The following is a 26,485-nucleotide window of genomic DNA, read 5'->3' on the forward strand; positions in this document are numbered from 1 at the left end:
TCCCTTCATGCCGGGCGTCCGGCACGGCAGACTTGCCTCATGGATCGGGAACAACTGGCCCACTTCCTCCGGACCCGGCGCGAGGCGCTGCAGCCGGAGGATGTCGGATTGCCGCGTGGCCCACGGCGGCGCACCGGCGGCCTGCGGCGGGAGGAGGTGGCGGCGCTGTCCGGCATGTCGGCCGACTACTACGGGCGCATCGAGCAGCAGCGCGGCCCGGCGCCGTCCGACCAGATGCTCGCCTCGCTGGCCCGGGCCATGCACCTGAGCCTGGCGGAGCGGGATCACCTGTTCCATCTCGGCGGACACCCGGCGCCCCGGCGCTCGCTGCGGGACGATCACATCAGCCCCGGCATGATGCGGATCGTCGACCGGATGATGGACACCCCGGCCATGGTGCTGTCCCGGTTCGGCGAGACGCTGCGCCAGACCCCGATGGCGGTGGCCCTGTTCGGCGACGAGACCCGCTACACCGGGCTGGCCCGCGCCACGGTCTACCGCTGGTTCACCGATCCGGAGAGCCGGCGCGTCTACCCGGAGCGGGACTATCCGAAGCACGGCCGGTTCTTCACGGCCAACCTGCGGCGGGCCTACACCGCGGACCCGGAGGGCCGGGCCGGCGAGATCGTGACGGCGCTGCTCGCGATCAGTCCGGAGTTCACCGCGATCTGGGACGAGCACGAGGTGGGCCTCTCCCACGTGGCGCAGAAGACGCTCGTCCACCCGCAGCTCGGCGAGCTCGAGCTGTGGTGTCAGAACCTCTACGACCCCGAGCAGGAGCAGGCCCTGCTCGTCTTCACCGCGGCGCCCGCCTCGGCGAGTTACGAGAAGCTCCAGCTGCTCGCCGCCGTCGGCTAGCGCCGGACCCGATCCCGCGCTCGCGGGATCGGCACGAAAACCCAGCACACGACATTCGAGGGGATCACCATGCCCAAAATCGCCCTGATCACCGGCGGCAACCGCGGGCTCGGCCGGGCCACCGCCCTGGCCCTGATCGACGCCGGCGTCGAGGTCATCTACACCCACCGCGGCGACCCCGGGGAGAAGATCGACGCCATCGGGCTCGAGCTCACCGTCGGCGCCCTGGACGGCTACGACGCCTTCGTCACCGAGCTGCGCCGCACGCTGCGCGACCGGTTCGGCCGGGAGGACTTCGACTTCCTGGTCAACAACGCCGGCGTCGGCGTGCACGCCTCGATCGCCGACACCACCGTCGACGCCTTCGACCAGCTGATGAACGTGCATTTCCGGGGCATGTACTTCCTCACCCAGAAGCTGCTCCCGCTGATCGCCGACGGCGGCCGGATCATCAACATCTCCACCGGCCTGGCCCGCTTCACCGGCGACGGCTACGCGGCGTACGCGTCGATGAAGGGCGCCGTCGAGGTCTTCACCCGGTACCTGGCCAAGGAGGTCGCCCCGCGCGGCATCACCGCCAACGTGGTGGCGCCCGGCCCGTCCGCGACCGACTTCGCCGGCGGCGCGCTCCGCGACAACGAGCAGGTCCGCGACCATCTGGCCAAGGTCATCGCCCTGGGCCGGGTCGGCGAGCCGGAGGAGATCGCCGGCGTCATCGCCGCGCTGCTCGCCGACGGCACCGGCTGGATCACCGGCCAGCGCATCGAGGCCTCCGGCGGCATGCACCTCTGAACCCAAAACCCAATTTTGGTACGCCCGTGGCCCGGCCCCCTGGCTCGCCCGCACGCGAGGCCGCCGCGGGCCCGGGCCGTGCCGCGCTCCCGCTCTGGCGGCGCGGCGCGGGGTGGCGCGGACGGCGCGGGGTGGCGCGGCGCGGGGTGGCGCGGAGTGGCAGCGGCCGTGCGTGCGGGCGGGCCGGGGGACTGGGCGGTCGACGTACCGAAAGCGGTTTTCAGGTGATTTTGAGGTCGTTGAGGCGGTTGATCTCGCTGCCCTGCTCGACCGCCGTCTCGTTGGCCATTTCGGACAGTCGCGCGTCCGACCCGCCGCGCAGCAGATCGCCGGCCATCTGCTGCGCGCCCCGGTGATGGGCGATCATCATGGTCACGAAGCGCCGGTCGAAGTCCGCGCCCCGGGCCGCGGTCAGTGCGCTGATCGCCGCCTCGGACTGCATCCCGGGCATCCCGGAGTGGTCGTGTCCGGCTTCGCTGTCCGGCTTCCCGCGGTCCCGCAACCAGGAGCGGAGCACGTCCACCTCGGGTTGCTGGGCGGCGCTGATCCGCCCGGCCAGGGCCTGCAGCTCGGTGCTGCCGGACCGGCCCGGGGCGAGCCCGGCCATCGCGATCGCCTGCGCGTGGTGCGCGATCATCATCTGCGCGTAGGCCACGTCGATCGAGTTGTAGGTCGACCCGTCCGGCGCCCGCACCTGATCAGAGTCGGACACCACCGCGGACTCGCCGGGCCGTCCGGGCAGCACTACGCGGACCGGCGGCGGCCCGGGTGGCGGCGGGGGTGGCCGGTTCGGCGCCGGCCGCAGCCCCACGATCAGGGCCGTGGCGATCAACGCGGCGCCGGCGATACCCATCCATGATTGCCGATTCATCTATCCCCCTCCGGCGGTTATCGTAACCAAAACCATCGATGTCGCTGGCAGTGCACGCACGTTCACATGTGGTGCTCGCCGGTGGCTCGTCGCCGGAAGGAGCTCCATGAAGCACCTGGCCTCACGAGGGCCGGCCGCGATCGCGATCATGGCCAGCCTGGTGATCGCCGCGCCCGCCCGAGCCGACACGACCGCGCTGCCCGGGGTGGACGAGATCGTCAGCAGCCCGAACATCGCCCAGGTCGGCCACCTGGACAAGGCCGGCCCGTTCGCCGCGGAGAACTCCTACAGCACCGACTGGGCATTCAGCGGGACCTACGCGTTCGGCGGCAACTACAACGGCTTCACGGTGTACGACATCAAGAACCCGCAGGACCCGAAGATCGCCACCCAGGTGGTCTGCCCGGGCTCGCAGAACGACCTGTCGATCTACGGTGACCTGCTCTTCGTCGCCACCGACTCGCAGCGCACCGACGACTCGTGCCACTCGACGGCGGTGCCGAGCAGCGCGCCGGCCGAGACCCCGCGCTGGGAGGGCATCAAGGTCTTCGACGTCAAGGACCCGCTGAACCCGGTGTACCTGGCCGCGGTCAAGACCGACTGCGGCTCGCACACCCAGACGATGATCCCGGGCAAGGGCCGCGACAAATCGGTGTATCTGTACGTGTCGTCGTACAACCTCTCCGGCGCGAGCGTGCCGAACTGCGCGCTGCCGCACGACAAGATCTCGATCGTCAAGGTGCCGCTGAAGAACCCGGCCGCCGCGTCGGTGGTCGCGACGCCGGTGCTGTTCCCGGACGGCGGCTACGAGGGTGACGCCGACAGCTCGCCGACCACGGGCTGCCACGACATCACGGCGTACCCGCAGAAGGACATCGCGGCCGGCGCCTGCATGGGCGACGGCGCCCTGTTCGACATCTCGAACCCGGTGGCACCGAAGGTGATCACCACGGTCCGGGACACGGCGAACTTCGCGTTCTGGCACTCGGCGACGTTCAACAACGCGGGCACGAAGGTGGTCTTCACCGACGAGCTGGGCGGCGGGGGCGGCGCGACCTGCAACCCGACGGTCGGCCCGGAGCGCGGCGCCGACGCGATCTACGACCTGGTCGGCAAGGGCAAGCGGGCCAAGCTGGTCTTCCGCAGCTACTTCAAGATCCCGCGGGAGAACGCCTCGACCGAGAACTGCGTGGCCCACAACGGCTCGCTGATCCCGGTGCCCGGCCGGGACGTCATGGTGCAGGCCTGGTACCAGGGTGGCATCTCGGTCTGGGACTTCACCGACTCCAGCAGGCCGGTGGAGATCGCGTACTGGGAGCGGGGTCCGCTCAGCACCGAGCGCATGATCCTCGGCGGTTCCTGGTCGGCGTACTGGTACAACGGCTACGTCTACTCCAGCGACATCCAGAAGGGCCTGGACGTGCTGAAGATCGACGACCGGCGCCTCCGCGGCGCCGCATGGTTCCGCACCCGGCAGTTCAACGCGCAGACCCAGGAGAACTTCTTCACCTGGTGATGGTTTATGGGAGGCCGGTCTGCGGGCCGGCCTCCCGCCACGCCCACAGGGCCCACCACCAGCGCACCGTCTCCAGCACGGTGAGCTGCTCGCCGGCCGCCCCGAACCCGGTCAGCTCGGCCAGTCGCCGCAGGCGATAGCGGACCGTGTTCGGATGCAGATGCAGCGATCCGGCGGTCAGGTCCAGCCGCTGCCCGCGGTCCAGGTAGGCGAGCGCCGTCCCGGCCAGATCCCGGTGGAAGTCGTCGGCCGGGTCCAGCGCGCCGAGCAGTTCGTCGCGCAGGAAGCCGGCCAGCATCGGCTGCCCGGCCAGCGCGGTCTCACCGGCCAGTTCGGTCACGCCGTGCGGTCCGGCCTTCCGCCGGACGCGAGCCGCGTCGAGGGCGGCGAGGGCGAGGCGGTGCGCGGCCGCGGCGTTTTTCAGCGGTACGGGCGGAGTACTCACCACCAGCGCCTGGTCGTCGAGCCGAGCCGGCAGCCGTGGGGTGAGGCCGCTCAGCCGCCCGCCGACCGGGGCGAGCACCCCACCGCATCGTGCGAACGCCTGCTCCAGCTCACGCACCCGGGCCGGATCGGACACGTCCGACACCACGCAGTGGTAGCGGCCCTCGGCGGTCAGCCCGAACCGGCCCAGATCCTCGCCGGCCTCGGTCCCGTCCGGGCCGAGCAGCAGGTGCCGCAGCAGCCGGATCCGGGCCGCGCGCCGGTCGGTGTCCAGTTGCCGCTCGGCGGTGCGATAGCCGTCCAGCACGTTGCGTTCCAGCGCGTTGCCGTACCGGTCCAGCCGCAGCAGGCCCTGCAGCAGCACGTCGTCCGGCAGGCCGGCGGCCCGGCCGCGGGCGATCGCGATCTCCAGCACCCGGCTGCGCCCGCCGTGCACCCCGGAGAGCAGCGCGCCCACCGGCACGCCCAGCGCCGCGCCCGCCGCGCCGAACCGCTGCGCGTCCGCGAAGTCCTCGTCGTCCGGCTCGGCGGCCCGCAGGAACGCCGTGCAGCCGGCGGTGATCAGCGCGGCCACGTGCCGGCGGCTCTCCGCGGACGGCAGCCGCGCCGACTCGGGGGACTGGGCCCGCGCCGAGGCCACCACGTCGTCGACCAGCCGGGGATCCCCGGCCAGGGCATGGACCAGGGTGGTGAGCACGTCGGCGGTCATCGGCACCTGCTTCTCGCGTGTTACCGCAAAGTAACAGTTGCCGACATCGATGTGAATCGCCCCGCCCGGCCGCGCGGCGCGTCGCCGCCCGGCCGCCTGTCGCGCTCGCGCCCCGGCCGGTCGTCAGGGCAGCGCGGCCTTGCGGCCGTGCTTGCGCTGGTACATCGCGGCGTCCGCCTCACGCAGCAGCCGGTCACCGTCGCCCGCGCCGCCGGAGGCGACGCCGACGCTGGCGCCCACGGTCAGCCAGCGACTGTTGATCATCATGGGCTCGGCGAGCATCGTGGTGATCCGGTCGGCCAGCTTCGCCGCCTCCCCGGCCCCGGTCCCGGGCAGCAGCACCGCGAACTCGTCACCGCCCAGCCGGGCCGCCACCTCACCCGCGCCGAGCAGCCCGGACAGCCGCTCGGCGACCATCACCAGCACCTGGTCACCGGTGTGGTGCCCGTGCTGGTCGTTGATCGCCTTGAACCCGTCCAGGTCGATCAGCAGCATGCTGACCGCGGCCGGCTCCGGCTCGCTCGCCGCCTCGTCGATCCGGCGCTGCAGCAGCATCCGGTTCGCCAGCCCGGTCAGCGAGTCGTGGGTGGCCTGCCGCTCCAGCTCGTCGTGCAGCGCGCGGGTCTCGCTGGCGTCGCGGGCGTTCAGCACGAAGCCGCGGATGCTCGGGTTGTGGTGCATGTCGGTACTGATCACATCCAGCCATCGGTACGTCCCGTCGGCGTGCCGCCACCGCACCTGGATGTGCACGCCGACGCCCGGATTGGCCTCCAGCATCTCGGTGTGCCGGTCCACCCGCGGCCGGTCGTCGGGGTGGGTCCGGCCGGGCAACCAGGTGCCGATCAGGTCGGCCGGGTCGGTGCCGAGCACCCGCTTGGTGGCCGGGCTGGCGTACTCCACCCGGCCGTCCTCGCGGACCACGACGGTCATGTCGGAGGCGTTCTGCACCAGCGCCTGGAACCACTCCCGCTGCCCGTCCAGCTCGGTGACCAGGAGCTCGTTGTCCCGGGTCGCGGAGATCTGCCGGCCCAGCACCAGCGCGGTGATCGCCACCGCGCCGATCGCCACGCCCCAGGTGCGCAGATTCGGTGCGCCGTCGCGCAGGGCGTAGACCACCAGCAGCTGGGTGGCGATCACCGCGAGGTACGGCAGCACGCTCGGCCGCTGCGCGACACCGTGGCTCCGGGCCGGATCGGCCGGCCGGGTCTGCACCAGTTGCAGCCGCAGCGTGGCCAGGATGATCACGCACGGGACGAGCTGGACCACGTACATCACCCGCGGGTCGACCTCGTCGCCGAACAGCACACCGGCCACCGACGCGCCCAGCGCGGTGCCGGCCAGCCCCAGGCAGCCCAGCATCCCGGCGAGCCGGGTGAACGGCGCCGTGCCACTGAAGATCAGCTTGAGCACGCCGAACGCGATCAGCAGCATCACCACGGCAGTCGCCGCGGCGCCCCAGCGATCGACCGCCTCCTGGCCGCTCAGCTCGCCGGCGAGCAGGAAGTACCAGAGGAACGCGGCGACACCGGTGAGCACGGTGGCCGCGTCCAGCCACAGCCGCAGGCGCTGCCGGCCCTCGCCGCCGAGCGGGTGGCGCAGCGTGGCCGCGACCACGATCACCATGCCGGTCACGACGAACCCGGTCTGGACGACGCTGATCTGGGGGCCGGCTCCGGCGTACGTCGAAATGGTCTGAAACGCGTCGCCGATCGCGGAGGCGCCGCAGGCGGCGATGCAGGCTCGCCAGAAGCGGCGACCGGATGCCGGAAGATCCGGATGTTTCATGAGGTTCCATGCAAACCAGACATCAAGTACGTCGATCACGGTCTGCAGGGTCCACGACGTCGCATTCCCGCCCAGCCCGCTCAGGAACAGCGGGAACATCAGCAGGCCGCCCAGCACCACGGCGAGCAGCACGGGGTCGGCGGCGCCGGCACTTCTCCGCATGCTCGCTCCCGTCGTGGGACGTCGATCGGTCCGGATGGTCCCATCGGCCCACTGCCGCCCGACGTGAGCGAACTCCCTTAAATCGGTCTTAGTACCTGCTCTGCTTCGGTCGGAAATCCCCCATACTGTCGCGAACCGTGCCGCTGCCCGGCGCCGGCGGCCCGGGTCGGCTCCCTCGCGGGCGATGGGGCCGACCCGGGTCCTTCCCGTGCTTTGAAGATCACCTGCGGGTGAACGTGGCTGCTCGGCGCGGCGCGTCCCGCGGGCGGCCAGAACGGCCGGTTACCTTGACAGCCATGACGACGACCGCGCACCGCACCTCGGTGTTCCGGTCGTTGCCCGCGCTCCTGGCCCTGCTCCTGGCCTTCATCGCGGCTCCCGCGAGCCCGGCCGGTTTCGTTCCCGCCGCGCACAGCGCCTCGATCGCCACCGCGTACGCGATCTCCACCGCGTCCGTCCCGGCCGGCGCCTCCGCCGTCTCCGGCGTGCCCGCCCGCTCCACCGCAGCCGTCTCCAGCGCGTCTGCCCCGTCCGCCGCCGCCGTCTCCGGCCCGGCCGCCTCCTTCGCCGCGCCGGCTCTCGCCGCCGGGCCCGAGGAGATCGCACCGCTCGTCACGCCGGTTTCCGGCACCCCCGTCACCGACCGCACGCGCGTCCTGTTCGCGCAGCGCTCGGCCGGGGCCGCGGGTTCCCGCGCACCGCCCCGCACCGCCGCCTGAAACCCCTGGGTACGGCCGCTCGCCGGCTGCTCGGGGGTCGCGTGCACGTGCCCGGCCAGCGGAATCCTCAGACGAGCGGAAACGGAAGACCCCATGAACATGCTTGCCGAAATGCTGCTGCACGAGCCGGCCCCGGTGGCGATCTGGGCCGCCCTGTGGCTGGCGACGGTCCCCGCCATGGTGGTCCTCGCCAGCCCGGCCGGGGTCCGCAACCCGGGCCGCGCCCTCCTCGACGCCTGTACGTTTTTGATCGGCCGCCCCACCCATCGCCGGGTGGTGACCGAAACCGCCCCGATCGACTTCTTCCGCTCGGACGCCGCGTCCGCGGAGTACGCGAGCGGCGCGGCATTCCGCTACCCCACCTCGGCCGCCGAACCCCCACCCGAACGCGACGGCCTCACCTGCGCCAATCCACCCGCCGGCCCGGTCCGGCCGGGCTCCGCCGTTTCCGCCGGCCCGGAAACCGCCGTCGACGCCGTTTCCGCGGAATCCGCGGCGCTCGATTCCGGCCCGGCCGATTCCGCACCCACGAACCATTCCGCCGCCCCGATCCGGCCCGCCGTCCCGAGCGCGGCCGCCGGCGTCGATTCGGCCGCGGCCGACCGTGCCGCCGATCGCCGATCGAGGCTGGGGCGCTTCCTGTACCGGGCCGCGAACCGGCGCGCGGAACGTCTCCGGCGCGAGGCCGAGGCGGTCCGGGTGGTCCGCTACGCCGAGGAGGTGCGGATCGCCGCGGAGAGTGCCGGCTACGCCGCGGACCGCTGGCAGGAGCACTGGGAATCCGCCGCCGAGCGGGTCAACGCCGCGTTCCACGCCTGGCAGGCCGCCGACACCCGGGTCCGGCGCAGCCGGCAGGCCGCCGCGTTCGGCACGCCCGCCACCGACCACAGCCCCGCCGAGTACGCCGACCGCGAGCGCTTCCTGCACCTCGCCGTCCGCGCCGCCGCCGAACGTGGCGAGCTCCCCACCAGCGCGGTGGCCGACGCCCTGACGGCGCGGGGCGGCTGGAACGCGCGCCTGCACCCGGTGGCCCAGGAGTTGGTGATCCAGCGCGCCGCCGCCGCTCACCTGGAGGCCGTCTGGAACCGTGCGGTGGAGGCCGAGGCCCGCGCCTGGCGCGACGCTCAGACGTCCCGCCGCAACTGGCAGAGTCTGTGCCAGGAGGCGATCCTGGCCGAGGCACACGCGACCGTCGTCCAGTACCTGATCCCGCCGGAGCCGGTCACCGCGCCGCCGGCCACCCAGGTCACCGTGCTGGCCCGCGTCGCCTGACCACCCGGCCATCGGCCGCCTGCGTGCGGGGCTGACGTCGTACCCGCAAGGATTTTGAAAGATCGGCGACCGCGAGTCGCGTGCACCACTGCGACCGCCAGGAATCCGGCGCGCCCGGCCGGGGGACCACCGGCCGGGCGCCGAAAAGGGTTAAGGCTTGGTCAGCAGACAGCCGCTCTTGGTCAGATCGATGGTGCGCGTGCTGGTCAGGCACGTCGTGAACCAGTAGGTCTGCTCGCCGTAACTCTGGCCCTGGTACACGTGCGTCGTGCCGTTGGCGTCGACCTCGCACGGGTTGTTCAGCGTGCACGTCTCGCCGTCGTCGTTGCCGGTGTTGTTGATGCCGACGATCTGGCCGCTGCTCGCGTCGACGATCGGGGATCCGGAGGTGCCGTGGATGGTGTCGCAGTCGGCGTTGTACCGGATCGAGTCGTGCCAGGTCCACTCGTCCTCGCGGAGGGTCGGGACGAAGCCGTTGATCGTGCAGTTCCAGATCTGCTTCCAGTAGCTGGACGGGATGCTGATGCTGGCGCCCGCGGTCGGGTGGGCGGCCGAGATGGTCAGCGGGGTCGCGCCGTAGTTGCTGGAGAGCGTCGAGTACGTGCTGGTGAGCCGGTAGAGGGTGACATCGGTGCCGGTCATCGTGGCGTACAGGATGCGGTCGGCGCGGACCGTGGCGAGGGCACGGCCACTGCTGTTCAGCAGGGTGCCGGAGCGGCTGCTCGTCCGGTTCTGCAGGACGGTGCCGGACGGGATCAGGCCGCCCTCGTAACAATGTCCGTTCGTGAGCATCATCGCCCGGTCGGTGCTGACCGATGTGGGGTAGCGGACCAGCGAGGCGGAGCAGTTGCTCAGCGTGATCGTGTTGGCGAGGGTGACCGCGGTGATCGCCTGGGCGGGGGTGGGGCCGGCGATGATTGCGGTGGTGGCCGCGACGGCGGCGGCCATGACTGCGACTGCGCGACGTAGGCGCATGCGAGGGTCGTCCTTTTCTGTGGAGGCGACTGAGCCCGGCCGGGTAGGCGGGTGCAGGTACCCTCGCATCGGCAAACTTCTATGTCAACGGTTGTGAATCCTGACTGATATCGACCATACAGAAAGCCGCAACACCCGAGCGGGTGTTGCGGCTCCCTTTTCGATCATGCACCGAAGAAGTTCAGTTCTGCTCTTCCGTCGGTGCGAGCCTATCGGTAGGCTCACGAAGCGATATCGAACTCGCCGTCCTTGGCAGAGTCCACGAAGGCGGTCCACTCCGCCGATGTGAACATGAGAGCTGGGCCTGTCCGGTTCTTGCTGTCACGGACGGCGATTCCCTCTTCGAGCATGGCGACCTCGACGCAGTTATTGCCGCCGTTGCCATTGCTTCGACTGCCTTTTTTCCAGACGGCACCCTTGAGCTGGTGCGCGAGCAACTCGAGCACCTCCCTCCATTATGAGATTGTTTCGGGAGTCGCTAAGCGTCGAACAGACTCTCGATCATCTTTATGGTGGTGCGATGGTCGAGCGCCCTGGTGCTCAATCGCTCGAACTCCTGCCTGTACCGGGCAACCTCAGTCGGCTGCTCCTCGTAGTAGTCTCCCGCAATGCCTTCGAGGTAGACAACATCCAAATGGGTGGTATCCCGGTATTCCAAAAGGGTGACGGCGCCGCCGAGGAACGAATGTTCACCGGCGCTGAACGGCAAGATCTGCAATGACACATTTGGCAATTTAGCTATTTCAATAAGATGTTCGAGCTGAGCATTCATCACGTCTTCGCCGCCGATCACCCGGCGCACCGCGGATTCATCGACGATCACGGCCAGTTCCAGCGGGTGCTCCCCCCGCAGCCGGCTCTGTCGGGTCAGCCGCAGTGATATGCGCCGGTCGATGCGCTGCGGCGGGTCGGCCGAGCGTCCGGTACTGATCAGTGCCCGCATGTACGCCTCGGTCTGCAGCAGCCCGGGCACGATGATCGGCTCCCAGCACCGCATCGACGTCGCGGCCGCCTCCATGCCGACGAAGTTGCCCGGCCGCATGATGTCCTTGTAGTCGGTCCACCAGCTGCGCTCCCGCGACGAGCGGGCCAGTTCGACGAGAGCCTCCCGGTACTCCTCGTCCTCGACCCGGTAGAGGGTCAGTAGATCTCGGACATCGCGCGGCGTCACCGCGACCCGGGCGGTCTCGATCCGGGTCACCTTCGCGGAGTGCCACTCGAAGTGACGCGACACGTCCTGCTGGGTCAAATGCGCCGCCTCGCGGCAGCGTTTGAGCTCAACTCCGAGGCGGCGACGACGCAGTGTCGGACCCTCAATATCGGACACCTAAGACTCCCTAAAGGTGCTGAGGAGGCTGATATTACGAGTGTTCCTCGCGATCCGGGTACCCACATTCATGATCGACTATTGATGATCATCGAAGGGGGTGTTGAGCAGCGGGGCCTGAATAAGAAGTCTAGTACTTCTTGCATTGACCTTGCTGTAGGGGACATGATGCCGAGGACATCGAGTTCTGTCTTGTTTGCTACATAGGCGAATTGATCATTGGAACTGGCGTCTAAGGGGCGTGGCGCAAGTGTTGGCTGACCAGTACTACCTGATCGCACACGAGGACCGCACCGGCCGGTCCAGGCTGCATCCCCGTGCGACCGGCCTCGGCTTGGCCGCCGCGCTACTTTCCGAACTCGTCTTAGAGGGCCGCATCGGCGTAACCGATGGTGATCTTTTTGTACTTGATCGCCATGCGCCGGCGGACGCCCTCGAACATGACATTCTTGATCTTTTGATTGCCCAGCCGCAGCACCGCGATGTGCGCACCTGGCTCGCATTTCTCTCCCAGGACGCCGGTTTGCGAGTCGGCGAGCGTCTGATGCGACTCGGCGCGGTCGAGCCGATCGTGCGCCGCCGGATGCTCGGCTCGCCGTCGATCACCTACATGCCGAACAGCGCGCAGCAGCGCAACGCCGCCGCCTGGGCCTCCACCCGGCTGGCGAACCTGCTGGTCCGCGGCATGGAGCTGAGCATCGTCGACCAGTTGCTGGTCAGCCTGGTCTCGGCGACCGGCCTGACCCGGCATGTGCTCTACGGCTTCGAGCAATACCCCCATGCTTTCCAGTACGTGCCCAATGCCGCCTTCGGCCTGCCGAGCGACCTGCGGGAGATCGTCGAGTACACCGAGGCGTCGATCGGCTCGGTCTTGACCGTGGGTCGCCGATGAGCGTCGGTCGGCACCAGCTTCGGCACAACAACACTGATCAGTGGGCCGGGCGGCTGCTGATCCAGCGCAAGGCGACCGCCGGGCCGGACATCATCAGCCGCGCGCTGGCGCAGAACCGGCTCGGCACCGCCTCGGTGGTCTTCTTCGGCGTCGCCGGGGCCGCGCCGCTCACCGTGATCATCGGGTCCATCTCGGCGATCTACGCGATCCAGGGCAGCACCGCGGTTCCGGTGGCCTACATCGTGGTGGCCGGCATCCTGTCGCTGTTCACCGTCGGGTTCGTGGCCATGAGCCGGCACATCGTCAACTCCGGCGCGTTCTACTCGTACATCAGCCACGGGCTGGGCCGGGTGGTCGGCGTCGGTGCCGCCTTCGTGGCCCTGCCGGCGTATTCGTTGATGCAGATCGGCCTGTTCGGCCTGTTCGGCGCCGCGACCTCGGGGATCTTCGCCGAGCTCGGCCTGAACGTCTCCTGGTACGCCTGCGCGATCGGCGCCTGGGTGCTGGTGACCGTGCTCGGCATGCTCTGGGTCGACCTCAGCGGAAAGGTGCTGGCCGCGCTGCTGGTCGCCGAGATCAGCATCGTGCTCCTCTACGACCTGGTGATGGTCTCCCACCCGGCCGGCGGTCACGTCAGCTTCGCGACGCTGTCACCAGCACCGATGCTGACCCCGGTGGTCGGCTCGCTACTCGTGCTGGCGATCGCCGGGTTCGTCGGGTTCGAGGCGACCGTGGTGCTCTCCGAGGAGGCGAAGGACCCGAAGAAGACCATCGCCCGGGCCACCCATCTGGCCGTTCTGCTCGCCGGCATCCTCTGTGGCGTCTCGGCCTGGGCCATGTCGGTCTCCACCGGCCCGGACCGGATCACCCAGGTCGCCGCCGAGCACCAGACCGACCTGGTCTTCCGCCTGGTCTCGCCGCACCTGCCGGGCGCCCTGGTGGACGTCGGCTACGTGCTCTTCATGACCAGTGTCTTCGCCGCCTTGCTGGCCTTCCACGCCGCGGTCGCGCGCTACCAGTTCGCTCTCGGCCGCGAGGGTGTCCTGCCGTCGGCCTGGGGTTACACCCATCCGCGGACCGGTGCGCCGCTGGTCGGCGCGATCACCCAGAGCATCCTCGCGCTCGTCGTGATCACCACCTACGCGGTCCTCGGGCTCGAACCGCTGCTCTACCTGTTCGCCTGGCTGACCACGATCGGCGGCCTCGGCGTGCTGATCCTGATGTGGTCCGCCTCGGCCGCGGTGATCGCGTTCTTCCAACGTGGACGACGTGGGGAGAGCGTCTGGCGGGCGTACATCGCGCCGTTCATCGCCTTCCTGCTGCTCTCCATCGTGCTGGCGGCGACGATCATCGGCTTCGGCCAGCTGCTGCAGGTCTCCAGCGACTCGATCTTCAACTGGATCGTGCCGGTGGCCTACGCGGGCGTCGCGCTGATCGGCTTCTGCTGGGCCCTGGTCATGCGAAAGATCAGACCTGAGGTGTACGCGGCGATCGGGCGCGGCGCCGACACCAGAGTCAACTTCCAGTCCATCGAGAGCGAGTTCCCGCACGCGCTGCCTCCGGCACCGGTGGGCTCCCGAAGCGGTGGCTATCCCTCCTGGTGAGGGCAATACCTGAGAAAGGACTTCGATGACGTACGCCATCCAGGAACTGGTCATCCGGAATGTCACCCCGGTTGACACCGGCGAGATCACGGATCTCGTCGCCGAGGCGATGCGCAACGGTCCGGTGGCTCAATGGCTCCACCCGGACCAGGAGGTACGCCGTCAGGAGGCGCCCCACTACTTCGAGATCTTCGTGGAGCACGCCGCTCGTCACGGCGAGGTCTACGCGACCGCGGACTCGGACACCGGCCGGCTGAACGGCGTGGCGCTCTGGTTCCCGCTGACCTCGCTCATCCCGCCGCCGGTGGACTACGAGCGGCGGCTCAAGGAGGCGGCCGGCGACGCGTTCGACCGGGCCTGCCGGCTCGACGCCGCGCTGGAGGAGCACCACCCGTACGAGCCGCATCACTACCTGGCGTTCCTGGCCGTCCGCCCGGATGCGCAGAACCGGGGCATCGGCAGCGCTCTGCTCGAGCGCCACCATGCCCGGCTCGACCACGCCGGCCTCCCGGCGTACCTGGAGGCCAACGACCCGCGTAACCGTGACCTGTACCTGCGGCACGGCTATCAGATCCGGACGGTCATCAACCTGCCCGACGGTCCTCCGCTGTGGTCGATGTGGAGGATGCCTATGGCCTGACCGTCACGCCGCGTCGGGTAGCTCGGCAACGCCTTCCGCCGCGACAGCCGGGAAGTTGTAGAGCCAGAACGACTGCTGATCGATCTGCTTGAAGGTCATGTTGAAGTTGCACAGCCGGCCGATCAGCAGCCGGAACACCCGGGACATGCGCCGTACGTCGTTGTTGTAGGAGCACAGGTCCAGGCCGACCATGCCGTTCTGGGTGGCGGCGACGAGGTACATCTGCTCGGACATCAACGCGAATGCCGCCTGGCCCTGGGCCTCCGGCTTCACCGCGACGAACACGATGTACCAGATTCGCTTGGCGTAGTAGTCATCGGGATAGTGCCGCTCGAAGTACTGCGGCGCGATCAACGGGATGGCTTCCAGGTTGTTCGTGTAACAGGACAGTCCGATGAGTGTCCCGTCGGCTTCCAGAGCGAGGTACTTGTCGACCCTCGGGTCCCGCATCACCTCGTCGAACTCCGAGCGATACATCAGGTGTCGTTGTACCGCAAGAGAGTTGAGCTCCTCGAAAGCTTCGAGGTAGAGGGTCCAGGCCGCCTCCAGCTGCTCCGCGTCGGTGATTTGGTCGATGACTTTGATCAGCATGGCTGCCCCGCTTCGTTCGCACTTATGTCGATCGATGACAGTTGACCATCAGAGTACGAAGAGCAATAGCTCCGGGACAATGCGTACCCGGCAAATTAGTGTGCCAAATTCCAGAAAGGAGGGTGGCCCCTGGAATTGCGTGCAACTTGCAAACAAGCAGGTGGTTGGCCATGTTGAACCCGCTCAAGATCTCGCCGAAAAGTGCTCAAGAAAAGGTTCGGTATTCCGTGAGTCGGCCTTTTTGCGGAATACTCCGAGTACTGGACTCCGTGCGCTGAACGCGGAGGGTTCGCCTATGTGCGACGTGGCGGGATTCCTTCGACGACGGAGTCGGTGTGACATGGCTGGACACTGCGGGCCATCCCGGTAGGCGTAAGTCCCCCCGCCGCCGAGGTGGCCCGCATCCATGTCCACCGATTGACATAGTTCAGCGTCCGAACATAATCTGCCGAGACCAAGCCTCCGTACTCTCGAAGGAGCGCCATGCTCGGCAGGTTGTTAAGCCTGGCTCTGACCGCTGTCCTGGCCCTGGCCGCGCCCACCGCGGCGCAGGCCGCCCCCGCCGCTCCGGCCGCTCCTGCCACCGCTCCGGGCGCTCCGGTCGCCTCGAAGGGCAACGCCCAGGCCGCTGTCGACGCCATGCAGCCCGGCTGGAATCTGGGTAATACGTTCGACGCGACCGGCGCCGACGAGACGTCGTGGGGCAATCCGCGGGTCACGCCCGAGCTGCTCGCCGGCATCCGCGCCCAAGGTTTCCGCAGCATCCGGATCCCGGTGACCTGGAGCCAGCACCTCGGCCCGGCCCCCGGCTACACCATCGACCCGGCGGCGCTGGCCCGGCTCGAGGAGGTGGTCGGCTGGGCACTCGGCGACGGCCTCTACGTGATGATCAACATTCATCACGACTCGTGGCAGTGGGTCAACACCATGCCGAACGACCACGACGCCGTGCTGGCCCGCTACGACGCGATCTGGGCCCAGGTCGCCGCGGCGTTCCGCGACGCCTCGCCGCGCCTGGTCTTCGAGAGCCTCAACGAGCCGCAGTTCGTCAGCGACGGGCCGTTCCTGGACGAGCTCAACACGTCGTTCCACACCATCGTGCGCGGCTCCGGCGGCGGCAACGCCAAGCGCCTGCTCGTGCTGCCGACCCTGCACACCAACGCCGACCAGGTCTACCTCGACCAGCTCGCGGGCACGTTCACCGCGCTGCACGACCCGAACCTGATCGCGACCGTGCACTACTACGGCTACTGGCCGTTCAGCGTCAACATCGCCGGCGGCTACCGCTTCGACGCCACCGCGCAGCAGGACCTGCTCGGCACGTTCCAGCGCGTGCACGACACGTTCGTCGCCCACGGCATCCCGGTGATCATCGGCGAATACGGCCTGCTCGGCTTCGACCGCAGCACCGGCACCATCGAACAGGGCGAAAAACTCAAGTTCTTCGAGCTGTTCGGCCACCAGGCCCGGATCAACCGGGTCACCACGATGCTCTGGGACAACGGCCAGCACCTCGACCGCACCACGCTGACCTGGCGCGACCCGGCACTCTTCGCCCAGCTCAGGTCCAGTTGGCGCACCCGCTCCGGCACCGCCGACAGCGACCTCGTCTTCAACGCCGCCGCCGCGCCGATCACCGCCAAGACGATCAGGCTGAACCTCAACGGCACCGGCTTCGCCGGCCTCTTCCGCGGCCACACCGCGCTGCGCCGCGGCCATGACTACTCCGTCTCCGGCGATCAACTCACGCTCACTGCCGGGTTGCTCACGCGATTGCTCAAAGACCGGGGGTACGGCGTGCGGAGCTCCCTGTCCGTGCACTTCACCCGGGGCATCCCCTGGCGCCTGGACGTACTCAGCTACGACACGCCGGTCCTCACCGCGGCCGCCGGCACCACGGCCGCGTTCACCCTGCCCGCCGCGTTCAACGGCGACCGCCTGGCCACGATGACCGCCACGTACGCCGACGGCGCCAGCGCCGGCCCGCAGAGCTGGACCCCGTACAAGGAGTACGACGCCACGTTCTCCCCGGACTACGCGCTCGACACGATCACCCTGACGCCGGCCTTCTTCGCCGAGGTCAACGAAGCCTCCCCGGTCAAACTCACCTTCATCTTCTGGAGCGGCGCCACCGTCAGCTACGAGGTGACCCGGACCGGAAGCACGGTCAGCGGCACGCCGCTCTGACCATCCCCGAACCCCCAGCCGTGGCAGCATCGGGGCCGGTGCCGCCACGGCTGGGCCCACCCCAACAGCGCGCGCACTCCCGCGTCGCGCTCCAGCGCCGCGCTCCCGCGCCGCAGCCCCAGCCCAGCCCAGCCCGCAGCCCCGCACTCCGCCTGCGCAGCCCGACGACCTTCCCCAGCCCCCAGCCCGGCGCCTCGCCACCTCGCCTCGCCCCGCTCCGCAGGCGCGGCCAGCCACCTCGCCACCTCGCTCCGCTCCGCACGCGCGGCCCGGCGCCTCGCCCAGCTCTCAGCCGTGCAGCCCGGCGCCTCGCCGCCCTGGAATCGCCCCACCATCACCCGGGCTCGGCAGCCCAGGCCGATCACTGCTGGGCTGCGCTGTGGTCGGTCCGATCATCGCTGGGCCGGGCTGGACCCACCATGCCTGGGCTGGGCCGTGGCTGGCGGCGAGGCCGCGACCTGTCCCGTAGACGTCATTGCTGCCTCCTCCGGATCTCGCTTGCGCTGACGACTCTGCCAGGCCTGGCGAGCGGCCGTCCGGCTTTTTTCTCCGCTGTGGATAACTTGCGGCGGCACGGCGAAAGCGGGCTGTGGACAACTCACGGCGGCGCCGAAAAGCCAGGCTGTGGACAACTCACGGCGGCCGTCGAAGGCGGGCTGTGGATAACGCCGGCGGGCGGCTAGGAGAAAGCTAGGGTTGCCACCGCGATACCGGGCCCGCCGAAAACGACGAAGACATCGTGGACGCCGCTGACCGGGCCGATCGGCGCCCGCACGGAGGTGACGTCGAGCAGTCTCCCGGCACCGTTCGACGGGACCGGCGAGGTGTGATCGGCCGGCGGAACCGGCGGGGTGTGATCGGCCGGCGGAATCGTGAGCGTGGCCAGGATCGGCCCGGTGAGGGGATCGTCCAGACGCACAACGATCGCATCGGCGGCGACCCCGGACGGGGCAGCCGCTGACAGATCAGTAGAAGGGGTGGAGATGGTGGAGGCGAGGAGAGCGACCTGCCGGAGACCGCCGTCCAGGTCGACTCCGGCGAAGAGTGCCCAGGCATCGGGCTCGGCGCTCTGCAGGGCCTCGCCGGGTTCGGCGGCGATCGCCACGGGCGTCGTGCCGGCGTAACCGTCGTTGTCGATCAGCCGGAAGCCGGAGCGGGCGGCCCGCGGCGGGATGACCTCGCCGCGGACGCGCAGGGTCGCGGTTTGTGCCCAGTCCAGGCTGGAGCTGCCTACCGCGATGGTGTGTGCGGCCTGCTCGACGACCCAGCGCGATCGGGTGACGTCCCAGAAGGCGAGGTCGGCGACGTCCAGGAGGAAGGTGACGCGGGCTCGTTCGCCAGGGGCGAGGTGGATCCGTCGGTGACCGCGCAGGCGCCGCAGTGGCTGCTTGACCCGGGAGTACTGCTGCCGGGTGTAGAGCTGCACGACTTCGTCGCCGGGCCGGTCGCCGACGTTGGTCACGTCGACGCTCACGGTTACCCCACCGGACGAGTCCACGGCGAGCACACCCCCACGCGGATCGCCGGCCGCGACCGGGGCCGGGTCGACGCCCAGCGCCGGGGTCGGGGTCAGGACTGGCGTCGGGGTCGGGGCCGGGGGCGGTGCGGGGGTCAGGTGGAGGTTTTCGTAGCGGAAGTGGGTGTAGCCGAGACCATGGCCGAACGGGAACAGCGGAGTTCCGCGGTAGTACAGGTACGTCGCGTCCGTCGCGATGATGTCGTAGTCGAGCAGGTCCGGCAGTTCGCTGTCGTCGGTGTACCAGGTCTGGGTCAGCCGGCCCGCCGGTTCGGCGCCGAAGAGCACGTCGGTGAGCGCCGCACCGTGCTCCTGGCCGCCGTGCGCGGACCACAGCACGGCCGGCAGGTGCTCCGCGGCCCAGCCGATCGCGTAGGGATAGCTGCTGGTCAGCGCGAGCACGGTCCGCGGATTGGCGGCCCGCACCGCGCGCATCAGCTCATCCTGCGTGCCGGGCAGGTCGAGGTCCCGCCGGTCGATCGTCTCCCGCCCGCAGACCATCGGGTGGTTGCCGAGCGCCAGCACGACGACGTCCGCGGAGGCGGCCACCGCCGCGGCCGCTGTCACGCCGTCCACCAGCACGTCGACCGTGAACACCGTGGCGCCGGTGACGTCCTCGGCGGCCGGCCGGACCAGCCCGTCGGCGCCGGCCCGGAGGAACCGGCCGGTCTGCAGGTGCCGCAGCGCGACCCCGCCCGCGCACGGCTCGAACGCGAACGTCTCCTTGACCTCCCAGCCGTTCGGCCCGGGCTGGTCGGCGCGCAGCGCGTCGCCGTCGAAGCCGACGACCAGGCCGTTCGCCACGGAACGCAGCGAGATCGTCTCCTGCCCCCAGTCGAGGACGTCGAAGAGCGCGTTCTCCGGCGTACCGGAAAGGATTTTGATCTGCAGAAGGTCCTCGTCGACGGCGAGGGTGCCGCCCGCGCCGCGCAGCAGGACCCGGTCGACGCCCTCGTGGAACAGGACGTCGCCGAGGGCGGAGCGGAGGCTTTTACGGTACGGCGGTGTCCCGCTGTACCAGTCCTCGAAGACCGCGTCGCCGAGCGGCCCGATCATCGCGATCCGCCCGGCCGTGGCCCGGTCCAGGGGCAGGATGCCGTCGTTGCTGAGCAGCACGATCGAGGCGCGCGCCGCCTCCCGGGCCAGGTCGCGATGGGCCGCGCAGTCGATCACCGTGGGGTCGGCGGACCGGTACGGGTCCTCGTCGGGGTTGAACTCGCCGAGCCGGATCCGCACCGACAGGATGTGCCGCACCGCGGCGTCCACGTCGGACTCGGTGATCAGCCCGCGTTCGAGCGCGGAGGTGAACCGCGCGATCGTCGGCGCGGAGTCCTCGCCCTCCTCGGTGACGCAGTCGACGCCGGCCCGCAGCGCGGCCGCGAAGCCGGCCACGTGATCGTCCTCCCAGCGCTGGTCACCGGCGATGTTGTGGACCGCGTACGCGTCGCCGACCACCATGATGTCCTCGGTCGACCAGCCGCGCAGCACCTCGTTGATCAGCGGGCTCACGTGCGTGGGCCGCCCGTTGATCAGGTTGTAGGACGCCATCACGGCCACCGCGGCGCCGGCCTCGATCGCCGGGCGGAACGCCGGCAGCTCGTACTCGTGCAGCACGCGTGGGGGCAGGTTGCTGCTGGTCAGGCAGCGATCGGTCTCGTTGTTGTAGGCGAGGAAGTGCTTCAGCGTGGGCGCGGTGCGCAGCCAGTGCGGGTGGTCGCCGCGCAGCCCACCGGCGTAGGCGGTGCTCAGCACCCCGGTCAGCCACGGGTCCTCGGAGTAGCCCTCCTCGTTGCGGCCCCAGCGGGGGTCGCGCAGCAGGTTGACGACCGGCGCCCAGACGTTGAGGCCGGCGCGCGCCGGGTCGGCGTGATGCATGGCGCGCACCTCGGCGCCGACCGCCTCGCCGACGCGGCGCAGCAGGTCCGGGTTCCAGCTGGTGGCGAGGCCGATCGCCTGGGGGAAGACGGTGGCCGTGCCGAGCCAGGCGACGCCGTGCAGCGCCTCGGTGCCGGTGTGGAAGGCGGCCATGCCGAGCGCGGGCACGGGCGCCTGGTGCTGGTGGAGCAGGGCGATCTTCTCGGCCGGGCTGAGCCGGGCGAGCAGGTCGGAGACACGGGTGGCGAGCTTCTGCTGCGGGTCGCGAAAGACGACGCGAGAGGGGGATTCGGTCATCACAACGTGTTCCTTCGGGGCCGTGCCCGGCTGTTGGAGCGCTCCCAAAACCAGCGTCGAAGCGCTTCGACAAACGAGCGAAGAGAACCACGCGAGTGGTTTCGCGAATGTTTCGGACGAAGTTCCCTGAGGCTCGCACCCTCGTCACGACTAGGTCAAGGTGCGGCACGCATGTTTGGTCATCGATCGTTACATCGATGAACTAGTTGACGGGTAGCGGGATCCGTCCAGTGTCGACCTGATCAAGATGGGACACGGCGCCGCCCAGAGCGGCCGCGTGCAGGCCCAGGGTGGAGGCCGCGATCCGGCCCTCCGGGGCGCCGGCGTGCCGGCTCAGCTCGGCCGACGCCGCGGGGATCAGCCACTCGGCGAGCGTGGCGAAGTGGTCGCCGAGCACGAAGACATCTGGCCGGATCAGGTTCGCGAGTACGGCGAGGCCCTGGCCGAGATAGCCACCGGTGTGGGTCAGCGCGGCCAGGGCCGCGGTGTCTCCGGCTCGGGCACGGACCGCCACCTGCTCGACGGCCGGGCCGAGGTCGGTCAGCGCCGACGGATCAAAATCGGGCAGCGCGCGCCTCAGGAGCGGCTCGATCCCGGCCTGGTCCTGCAGTGTGGGGGAGCCGGCCGGGCCCAGCGTGAAACTTCCGAGCCGGCCGCCGCGGAGCAGATTCCCGTCCAGGATCAGGCCGGCCTCAAGTCCGGAAGCGCCTGAAATATACGCCAAATCATGATCGGTGTGCCCGCCGAGCCGCTGCTCGGCGACGGCTGCCAGCGCCGCGTGGTGCGACACGGCGACGACGAGATCCTTCTGCCGCAGCGAGCCGGCGACCAGCTCACGAAGGCCGGGGACGGCACTGGCGGAGGGCAGGGCCACGGTCAGGCCGAGCACCCGGCGGCCCTGCTGGCGAACCCGCGACGCGGCCCGCTGCGCCAGCGCGACGATCTCACTGGCCAGCCGCCGCGACTCGACCGAGCGGTGCCACAGCAGCAGCTGATCACTCGAGTAGTCCACCGCCAGCGCGGTGATCTGGCCCGACCCGATTTGGATGCCGATCGACGCGTACGCCGAACCGTCCAGCGCCAGCACGGTCGCCGGCCGCCCGATCCGATTCCCGCTCAACCCGGTCTCGCGCAGCAGCCGGTGCCCGATCAGGTCACCGGTGAGGCTGGAGACGGTCGCCTTGGTCAGCCCGGTCGACGCCGCGATCGCGGCCCGCGAGCTCGGCCCGTGCGCTCGCAGGTGGCGCAGCACCACCGCGAGGTTGGTGGTGCGCACGTCGGCGAAGTCGGCCGGCTGAGGTTCGGCCCGGGTGGTGGTCAAGTCAAGCTCCGCTCTCCGGTGGCCAGCCAATTCTGTGAACAATCTTGCCGCATTCCGCCATGGGTGCGCTCCCAACTGCACCTTGTCGGTTCGCGCCGCGTCAGTTAGCTTGTCATCGATGCACTTAGTTTAGAGCCTAGACAAACTAAAGCCTAGAAAGACTGACAAGTCACATAGGAAGGCAGGTGCGCCGTGGGCGCGTCTACGAGCAGGCGTACGTTCCTGAGCCTGGCCGGCCTCGGCGCGGCTTCCCTGGCCGGCCTCGGAACCCTGGAGGGCTGCAGCAAGAAGCCCGGTTCCACCGGCACCGCCACCAATGCCGAGCAGGCGTCCGCCGTCGTGCCGACGTCCAAGGACTCGAACCTGGTCGCTCCGGACATCAAGGGCATCCGCCCGATGGCCGACGGCTACGTGAAGTACCCGGCGAACCTCGTCGACGCGATCACCGAGAAGGCGATCACCAGCGGGAAGCCGGTCACCGCGACCACCCCGTGGTGGGGCCCGGCCCCGCCGACCTCGAACAAGTACGTCGAGGCGGTCGGCGCCGACATGGGCGGCACGATCACGTTCAGCGTGCAGGACGGCAACACCTACGGCGACAAGCTCAACACCATGCTCGGCGCCCGCGACGTGCCCGACCTGACCTGCATCCCGGGCTGGGAGATCAGCAAGCTGGCGCGCTTCTCGGACGGCGTGCACGTGCTCTTCGAGGACCTGACGCCGTACCTGGCCGGGGACAAGGCGAACGCGTACCCGCTGCTGGCCGGCCTGGACACGGCCGCCTGGAAGGACTCGGTCTGGGGCGGCAAGCTGATGGGCGTCCCGTTCCCGACCGACTCGCCGTACCCGACCGCGCTGTTCGTCCGCAAGGACGTCGCCGACCAGCGGGGCATCGCCGCGCCGACCGACCTGGACTCGCTCTACGAGTTCGGCAAGAAGTTCACCAACCCGGACAAGGGCGAGTGGGCGTTCGGCGACATCTTCCAGGAGGTGCTGCAGATCTGCGGCAACCCCGGCTCGCAGAACGGCTGGTTCAAGAGCGCCGACGGCAAGGTCCTGCACCGGTACGAGACGCCGCAGTACAAGCGGGCGGTCGAGTGGATGGCCCGGATCTACTCCGAGAAGCTGATCCACCCCGACCTGGCCAGCAGCAAGGGCGGTGACGTCGTCACGCTTTTCAAGGGCGGCAAGATTTTCTCGTACGCGACGGGTCTGGGTTCGTGGAAAGAGACTCAGCGGGAGATGACCCGGCAGGGCAAGGGCTTCAACATGCAGGCCGTGAAGGTCTTCGGCGCGGACGCGAGCACGCCGCCGGTGCGCTGGGGCGGCACCCCGTCGATCATGTGGACGTTCATCAAGAAGGGGCTCGGCGAGGACCGGACCAAGGAACTGCTGCGCGTGCTCAACTACACCGCGGCGCCGTTCGGCACCAAGGAGTACGAGCTGCAGAACTACGGCGTCGAGGGCACCCACTTCACCCGCGACGCGAGCGGCGCCCCGAAGACGAACGAGACCTTCACCAAGGAGTTCGCCAACCAGTTCATCTTCCTCGGCGGCCGCCCCGCCGTGGTGACCAGCGACCCCGACCTGCCGAACTACGCACAGGACCTGGTCGGCTGGGGCAACGACGCCACCAAGTACCTGGAGAAGAACCCGTGGGAGGGGATCAAGGTCGAGGTGCCCACCGAGCAGGCCGCGATCCAGCAGCCCACCGACGACAAGATCACCGACATTCTGCGTGGCCGGCGCCCGCTCTCCGACTACGACAAGGTGATCCAGGAATGGAAATCCGGCGGCGGTGACCAGGCACGCGACTTCTACGCCAAGGTGCTGGCGGACAACGGGCGATGAGCGCGCCCTCGTTGGTGGAAGCCGCCGCTAAACCCCGTACCAAAGAAGCGGTTTCCAAAATGTCGGTCGCGGCGCGCCTGCGTCGCGACTGGCCCCTCATTCTCATGTGCGTCCCGGCGATGTTGCTGCTGGCGGTCTTCCACTACCTGCCGGCGATCGGCAACGTCATCGCGTTCCAGGACTACAACCCGTTCGCCGGGGACAGTCCGCTGCAGGCGTTCCTGTCCAGCGAATGGATCGGGTTCGGCAATTTCCAGTACCTGTTCGAGACGCCGGCATTCTGGGAGTCGGTCCGCAACACGCTCGGGATCACCGCCTTCCAGCTGGTGTTCTACTTCCCGATCCCGATTCTGCTGGCGATGCTGATGAACAGCATCCTGTCGCCGCGGATCCGGTCCGTCGTGCAGAGCGTCGTCTACCTGCCGCACTTCTTCAGCTGGGTGCTGGTCGTCTCGCTGTTCCAGATGATGCTCGGCGGCGCCGGCCTGATCGCGCAGACCGCGCGCGACGCCGGCTTCACCGCACCCGATTTCATGACCAACCCGGACACCTTCTACTTCCTGATCACCTCGCAGGCGATCTGGAAGGACGCCGGCTGGGGCATGATCGTCTTCCTGGCCGCGCTCGCCGCCGTCGACCCGAACCTGTACGAGGCGGCCGCGGCCGACGGCGCCGGTCGCTGGCGGCGGTTCTGGCACGTCACCCTGCCCGGCCTGCGCCCGGTCATCGTGCTGCTGCTGATCCTGCGCCTGGGCGACGCGCTCAACGTCGGCTTCGAGCAGTTCTACCTGCAACGCGAGGCGGTCGGGCGGGACGCCGCCGAGGTGCTCGACACCTACGTCTACTACCAGGGCATCGGGGTCCAGCAGTGGGGCGTCGGCGCCGCCGCGGGCCTGTTCAAAGCCCTGGTCGGGCTGCTGCTCATCCTGGGCGCGAACAAGATCGCCCATCGGCTCGGCGAGCAAGGGATCTACTCCAAGTCATGACCACTCTCGCTGAACTGAAGCCCTCCTCGAGATCGCGACGGCCGGTCTGGGAGGAGAAGCCGACCCTGCTCGGGCAGCTCGGCAAGGGCACGATCATCACGATCGTCGTGCTCACGGTGGTGGTGCCGCTCTGGGTCGTCCTGGTCACGAGCCTGTCCTCGACCGACACGATCAACAAGGCCGGCGGGTACGTCTTCCTGCCGCGCGAGTTCAACCCGTCCGCGTACGTGGTGATCTTCTCGGGCGGCCAGGTGACCGACGCGGTGCTGGTCAGCACGCTGGTGACGGTGATCGGGACGGCGCTCAGCCTGACCGTGACGGTGCTCGCGGCATACGGACTGTCCCGCACCGGGACCCTGCTGCACCGGCCGATCCTCTTCTACTTCCTGCTCACCTTCCTGATCTACCCCGGCATGATCCCGAGCTATCTGGTGGTCACCGGGCTCGGCCTCAAGGACAACCTGCTCGCCCTGATCGTGCCGGCCGCGGTGAGCGCGTTCAACCTGGTGGTGCTCCGGGCGTTCTTCATGGGCATCCCCGGCGAGCTGCTGGACAGCGCCCGGATCGACGGCGCGGGCGAGTTCCGGATCCTGTTCCGGATCGTCCTGCCGCTGTCAAAAGCGGTCACGGCGGTGGTCGGGCTGTTCTATGCCGTCGGGTACTGGAACACGTTCTTCAACGCGGTGCTCTACATCGACCGCAACGATCTGCAGCCCGTGCAGCGGGTCCTGCAGATGTTCATTCTCGCTGGTCAGTCGCCCACCAATGCGGGGGCCGGCACGGTGGTGCACCTGCCCGGGATCGGGTACAGCGCGCCGCCGAACCTTGCGATCAAGATGGCTGTCGTGGTGGTGACGCTGGTGCCGGCGCTGATCGTTTATCCCTTTGTGCAGCGGCACTTCACGAAGGGGGTCATCGTGGGGGCGATCAAAGGCTGACTCGGGGCATCGCTTCGCTCGCCCGCGGACTGCCGCCGGGTGGGAACGGATCCCAGCTCCGGTCCCGCTCGGCGGTTTTCATTTGGGGGGTACGGCCGGTGCCGGGCAGCCCGGGGGTTGGGGTGCTGGGCCGTCGTAGCCGCCCGCTGGACAGTGCCCCCCGCTGGACAGTGCCCCTGTTGGACAGGGCTAGCCCGCCGGACAGGGCCCACCCTCCCTGGGGGTTGCCACCACTTCCCATTATCCCGGAAATCGCCAAGATCATGTGGATGCCCTGTGGATAACCCCCCACTGTGGATAACTCCTGATGGCCCCGGAAATGCGAGACGATTGACGGGCTCGAAGGCGCCCGCGGAC

At 69.3% G+C, this 26,485-nt stretch carries 21 protein-coding genes; 12 read left to right on the forward strand and 9 right to left on the reverse strand.

What is annotated here, in order from left to right; translation table 11 throughout:
• Positions 1-39 precede the first annotated feature (39 nt).
• Positions 40-858 carry a helix-turn-helix transcriptional regulator gene (locus L3i22_RS05450; RefSeq protein ID WP_221325902.1) on the forward strand — a complete coding sequence of 273 codons (819 nt, stop codon included), beginning with the start codon at positions 40-42 and terminating at the stop codon, positions 856-858.
• Between the two features lie 69 nt (positions 859-927).
• Entirely contained in the window at positions 928-1,650 is a 723-nt protein-coding gene (locus tag L3i22_RS05455) for an SDR family NAD(P)-dependent oxidoreductase (RefSeq protein WP_221325903.1), read from the forward strand.
• 220 nt (positions 1,651-1,870) lie between these two features.
• Here the strand turns inward: L3i22_RS05455 and L3i22_RS05460 are convergent, their stop codons facing one another.
• On the reverse strand, positions 1,871-2,521 hold the full coding sequence (locus L3i22_RS05460; RefSeq protein WP_221325904.1) for a DUF305 domain-containing protein: 651 nt from the start codon (positions 2,519-2,521) through the stop codon (positions 1,871-1,873).
• A gap of 106 nt (positions 2,522-2,627) precedes the next feature.
• Here L3i22_RS05460 and L3i22_RS05465 point away from each other — a divergent pair, with 106 nt between their 5' ends.
• The gene (locus tag L3i22_RS05465; RefSeq protein WP_255657970.1) at positions 2,628-4,037 is read left to right on the forward strand and encodes an LVIVD repeat-containing protein; all 1,410 of its coding nucleotides are present in this window, start codon (positions 2,628-2,630) and stop codon (positions 4,035-4,037) included.
• Between the two features lie 4 nt (positions 4,038-4,041).
• On the opposite strand, the gene L3i22_RS05470 is transcribed toward L3i22_RS05465, so the two are convergent.
• Positions 4,042-5,190: a helix-turn-helix domain-containing protein gene (locus tag L3i22_RS05470; RefSeq protein ID WP_221325905.1), complete on the reverse strand. Its 1,149-nt coding sequence runs from the start codon at positions 5,188-5,190 to the stop codon at positions 4,042-4,044.
• Between the two features lie 123 nt (positions 5,191-5,313).
• Entirely contained in the window at positions 5,314-7,137 is a 1,824-nt protein-coding gene (locus L3i22_RS05475) for a sensor domain-containing diguanylate cyclase (RefSeq protein ID WP_221325906.1), read from the reverse strand.
• A 296-nt stretch (positions 7,138-7,433) separates the two neighbouring features.
• Between L3i22_RS05475 and L3i22_RS05480 the strand changes: the two genes are divergently transcribed.
• Both L3i22_RS05480 and L3i22_RS05485 read left to right on the forward strand, forming a co-directional pair.
• Positions 7,434-7,856, forward strand: coding sequence for a hypothetical protein (locus L3i22_RS05480; RefSeq protein WP_221325907.1), 423 nt, complete (start codon positions 7,434-7,436; stop codon positions 7,854-7,856).
• A gap of 93 nt (positions 7,857-7,949) precedes the next feature.
• Complete coding sequence (locus L3i22_RS05485) at positions 7,950-9,128, forward strand: hypothetical protein (RefSeq protein ID WP_221325908.1); 1,179 nt, start codon at positions 7,950-7,952, stop codon at positions 9,126-9,128.
• Between the two features lie 150 nt (positions 9,129-9,278).
• Here L3i22_RS05485 and L3i22_RS05490 read toward each other — a convergent pair whose 3' ends face one another.
• From L3i22_RS05490 to L3i22_RS05500, 3 genes are all read right to left on the reverse strand, one after another.
• Positions 9,279-10,076 carry a serine protease gene (locus L3i22_RS05490; protein ID WP_255657971.1) on the reverse strand — a complete coding sequence of 266 codons (798 nt, stop codon included), beginning with the start codon at positions 10,074-10,076 and terminating at the stop codon, positions 9,279-9,281.
• 248 nt (positions 10,077-10,324) lie between these two features.
• Positions 10,325-10,540, reverse strand: a complete 216-nt coding sequence (locus L3i22_RS05495) for a DUF397 domain-containing protein (protein WP_221329796.1) — start codon at positions 10,538-10,540, stop codon at positions 10,325-10,327.
• Positions 10,541-10,581: 41 nt separating this feature from the next.
• A complete protein-coding gene (locus L3i22_RS05500; protein WP_221325910.1) occupies positions 10,582-11,430 on the reverse strand; it encodes a helix-turn-helix transcriptional regulator in 849 nt (282 codons plus the stop codon).
• A 250-nt stretch (positions 11,431-11,680) separates the two neighbouring features.
• Here L3i22_RS05500 and L3i22_RS05505 point away from each other — a divergent pair, with 250 nt between their 5' ends.
• From L3i22_RS05505 to L3i22_RS05515, 3 genes are read left to right on the forward strand one after another with little or no spacing between them, the layout of a single operon-like run.
• Entirely contained in the window at positions 11,681-12,322 is a 642-nt protein-coding gene (locus L3i22_RS05505) for a GPP34 family phosphoprotein (protein ID WP_221325911.1), read from the forward strand.
• Positions 12,319-13,926 (forward strand): APC family permease, encoded by a 1,608-nt coding sequence (locus L3i22_RS05510; protein WP_221325912.1) that lies wholly within the window; start codon positions 12,319-12,321, stop codon positions 13,924-13,926. Before L3i22_RS05505 ends, L3i22_RS05510 begins: the two co-directional genes overlap by 4 nt.
• A gap of 25 nt (positions 13,927-13,951) precedes the next feature.
• A complete protein-coding gene (locus L3i22_RS05515; protein ID WP_221325913.1) occupies positions 13,952-14,566 on the forward strand; it encodes an N-acetyltransferase in 615 nt (204 codons plus the stop codon).
• Positions 14,567-14,569: 3 nt separating this feature from the next.
• On the opposite strand, the gene L3i22_RS05520 is transcribed toward L3i22_RS05515, so the two are convergent.
• Positions 14,570-15,157 (reverse strand): hypothetical protein, encoded by a 588-nt coding sequence (locus L3i22_RS05520; RefSeq protein ID WP_221325914.1) that lies wholly within the window; start codon positions 15,155-15,157, stop codon positions 14,570-14,572.
• Positions 15,158-15,652: 495 nt separating this feature from the next.
• Here L3i22_RS05520 and L3i22_RS05525 point away from each other — a divergent pair, with 495 nt between their 5' ends.
• On the forward strand, positions 15,653-17,344 hold the full coding sequence (locus L3i22_RS05525) for a cellulase family glycosylhydrolase (protein ID WP_255657972.1): 1,692 nt from the start codon (positions 15,653-15,655) through the stop codon (positions 17,342-17,344).
• A 679-nt stretch (positions 17,345-18,023) separates the two neighbouring features.
• Here the strand turns inward: L3i22_RS05525 and L3i22_RS05530 are convergent.
• A complete protein-coding gene (locus tag L3i22_RS05530) occupies positions 18,024-21,032 on the reverse strand; it encodes a glycoside hydrolase family 3 protein (protein ID WP_255657973.1) in 3,009 nt (1,002 codons plus the stop codon).
• A 202-nt stretch (positions 21,033-21,234) separates the two neighbouring features.
• Positions 21,235-22,353, reverse strand: coding sequence for an ROK family protein (locus tag L3i22_RS05535; protein ID WP_255657974.1), 1,119 nt, complete (start codon positions 22,351-22,353; stop codon positions 21,235-21,237).
• 192 nt (positions 22,354-22,545) lie between these two features.
• Here L3i22_RS05535 and L3i22_RS05540 point away from each other — a divergent pair, with 192 nt between their 5' ends.
• Genes L3i22_RS05540 through L3i22_RS05550 form a run of 3 tightly spaced genes read left to right on the forward strand, consistent with a single transcriptional unit; the run spans position 22,546 to position 26,128 of the window.
• The gene (locus L3i22_RS05540; RefSeq protein WP_221325917.1) at positions 22,546-24,204 is read left to right on the forward strand and encodes an extracellular solute-binding protein; all 1,659 of its coding nucleotides are present in this window, start codon (positions 22,546-22,548) and stop codon (positions 24,202-24,204) included.
• A complete protein-coding gene (locus tag L3i22_RS05545; protein WP_221325918.1) occupies positions 24,201-25,190 on the forward strand; it encodes an ABC transporter permease subunit in 990 nt (329 codons plus the stop codon). Before L3i22_RS05540 ends, L3i22_RS05545 begins: the two co-directional genes overlap by 4 nt.
• The gene (locus L3i22_RS05550) at positions 25,187-26,128 is read left to right on the forward strand and encodes a carbohydrate ABC transporter permease (RefSeq protein WP_221325919.1); all 942 of its coding nucleotides are present in this window, start codon (positions 25,187-25,189) and stop codon (positions 26,126-26,128) included. The genes L3i22_RS05545 and L3i22_RS05550 overlap by 4 nt, the downstream gene beginning before the upstream one ends.
• Positions 26,129-26,485: the final 357 nt, after the last annotated feature.

Origin of the sequence: Actinoplanes sp. L3-i22 (genome assembly GCF_019704555.1) — a bacterium.
GTDB lineage: Bacteria > Actinomycetota > Actinomycetes > Mycobacteriales > Micromonosporaceae > Actinoplanes.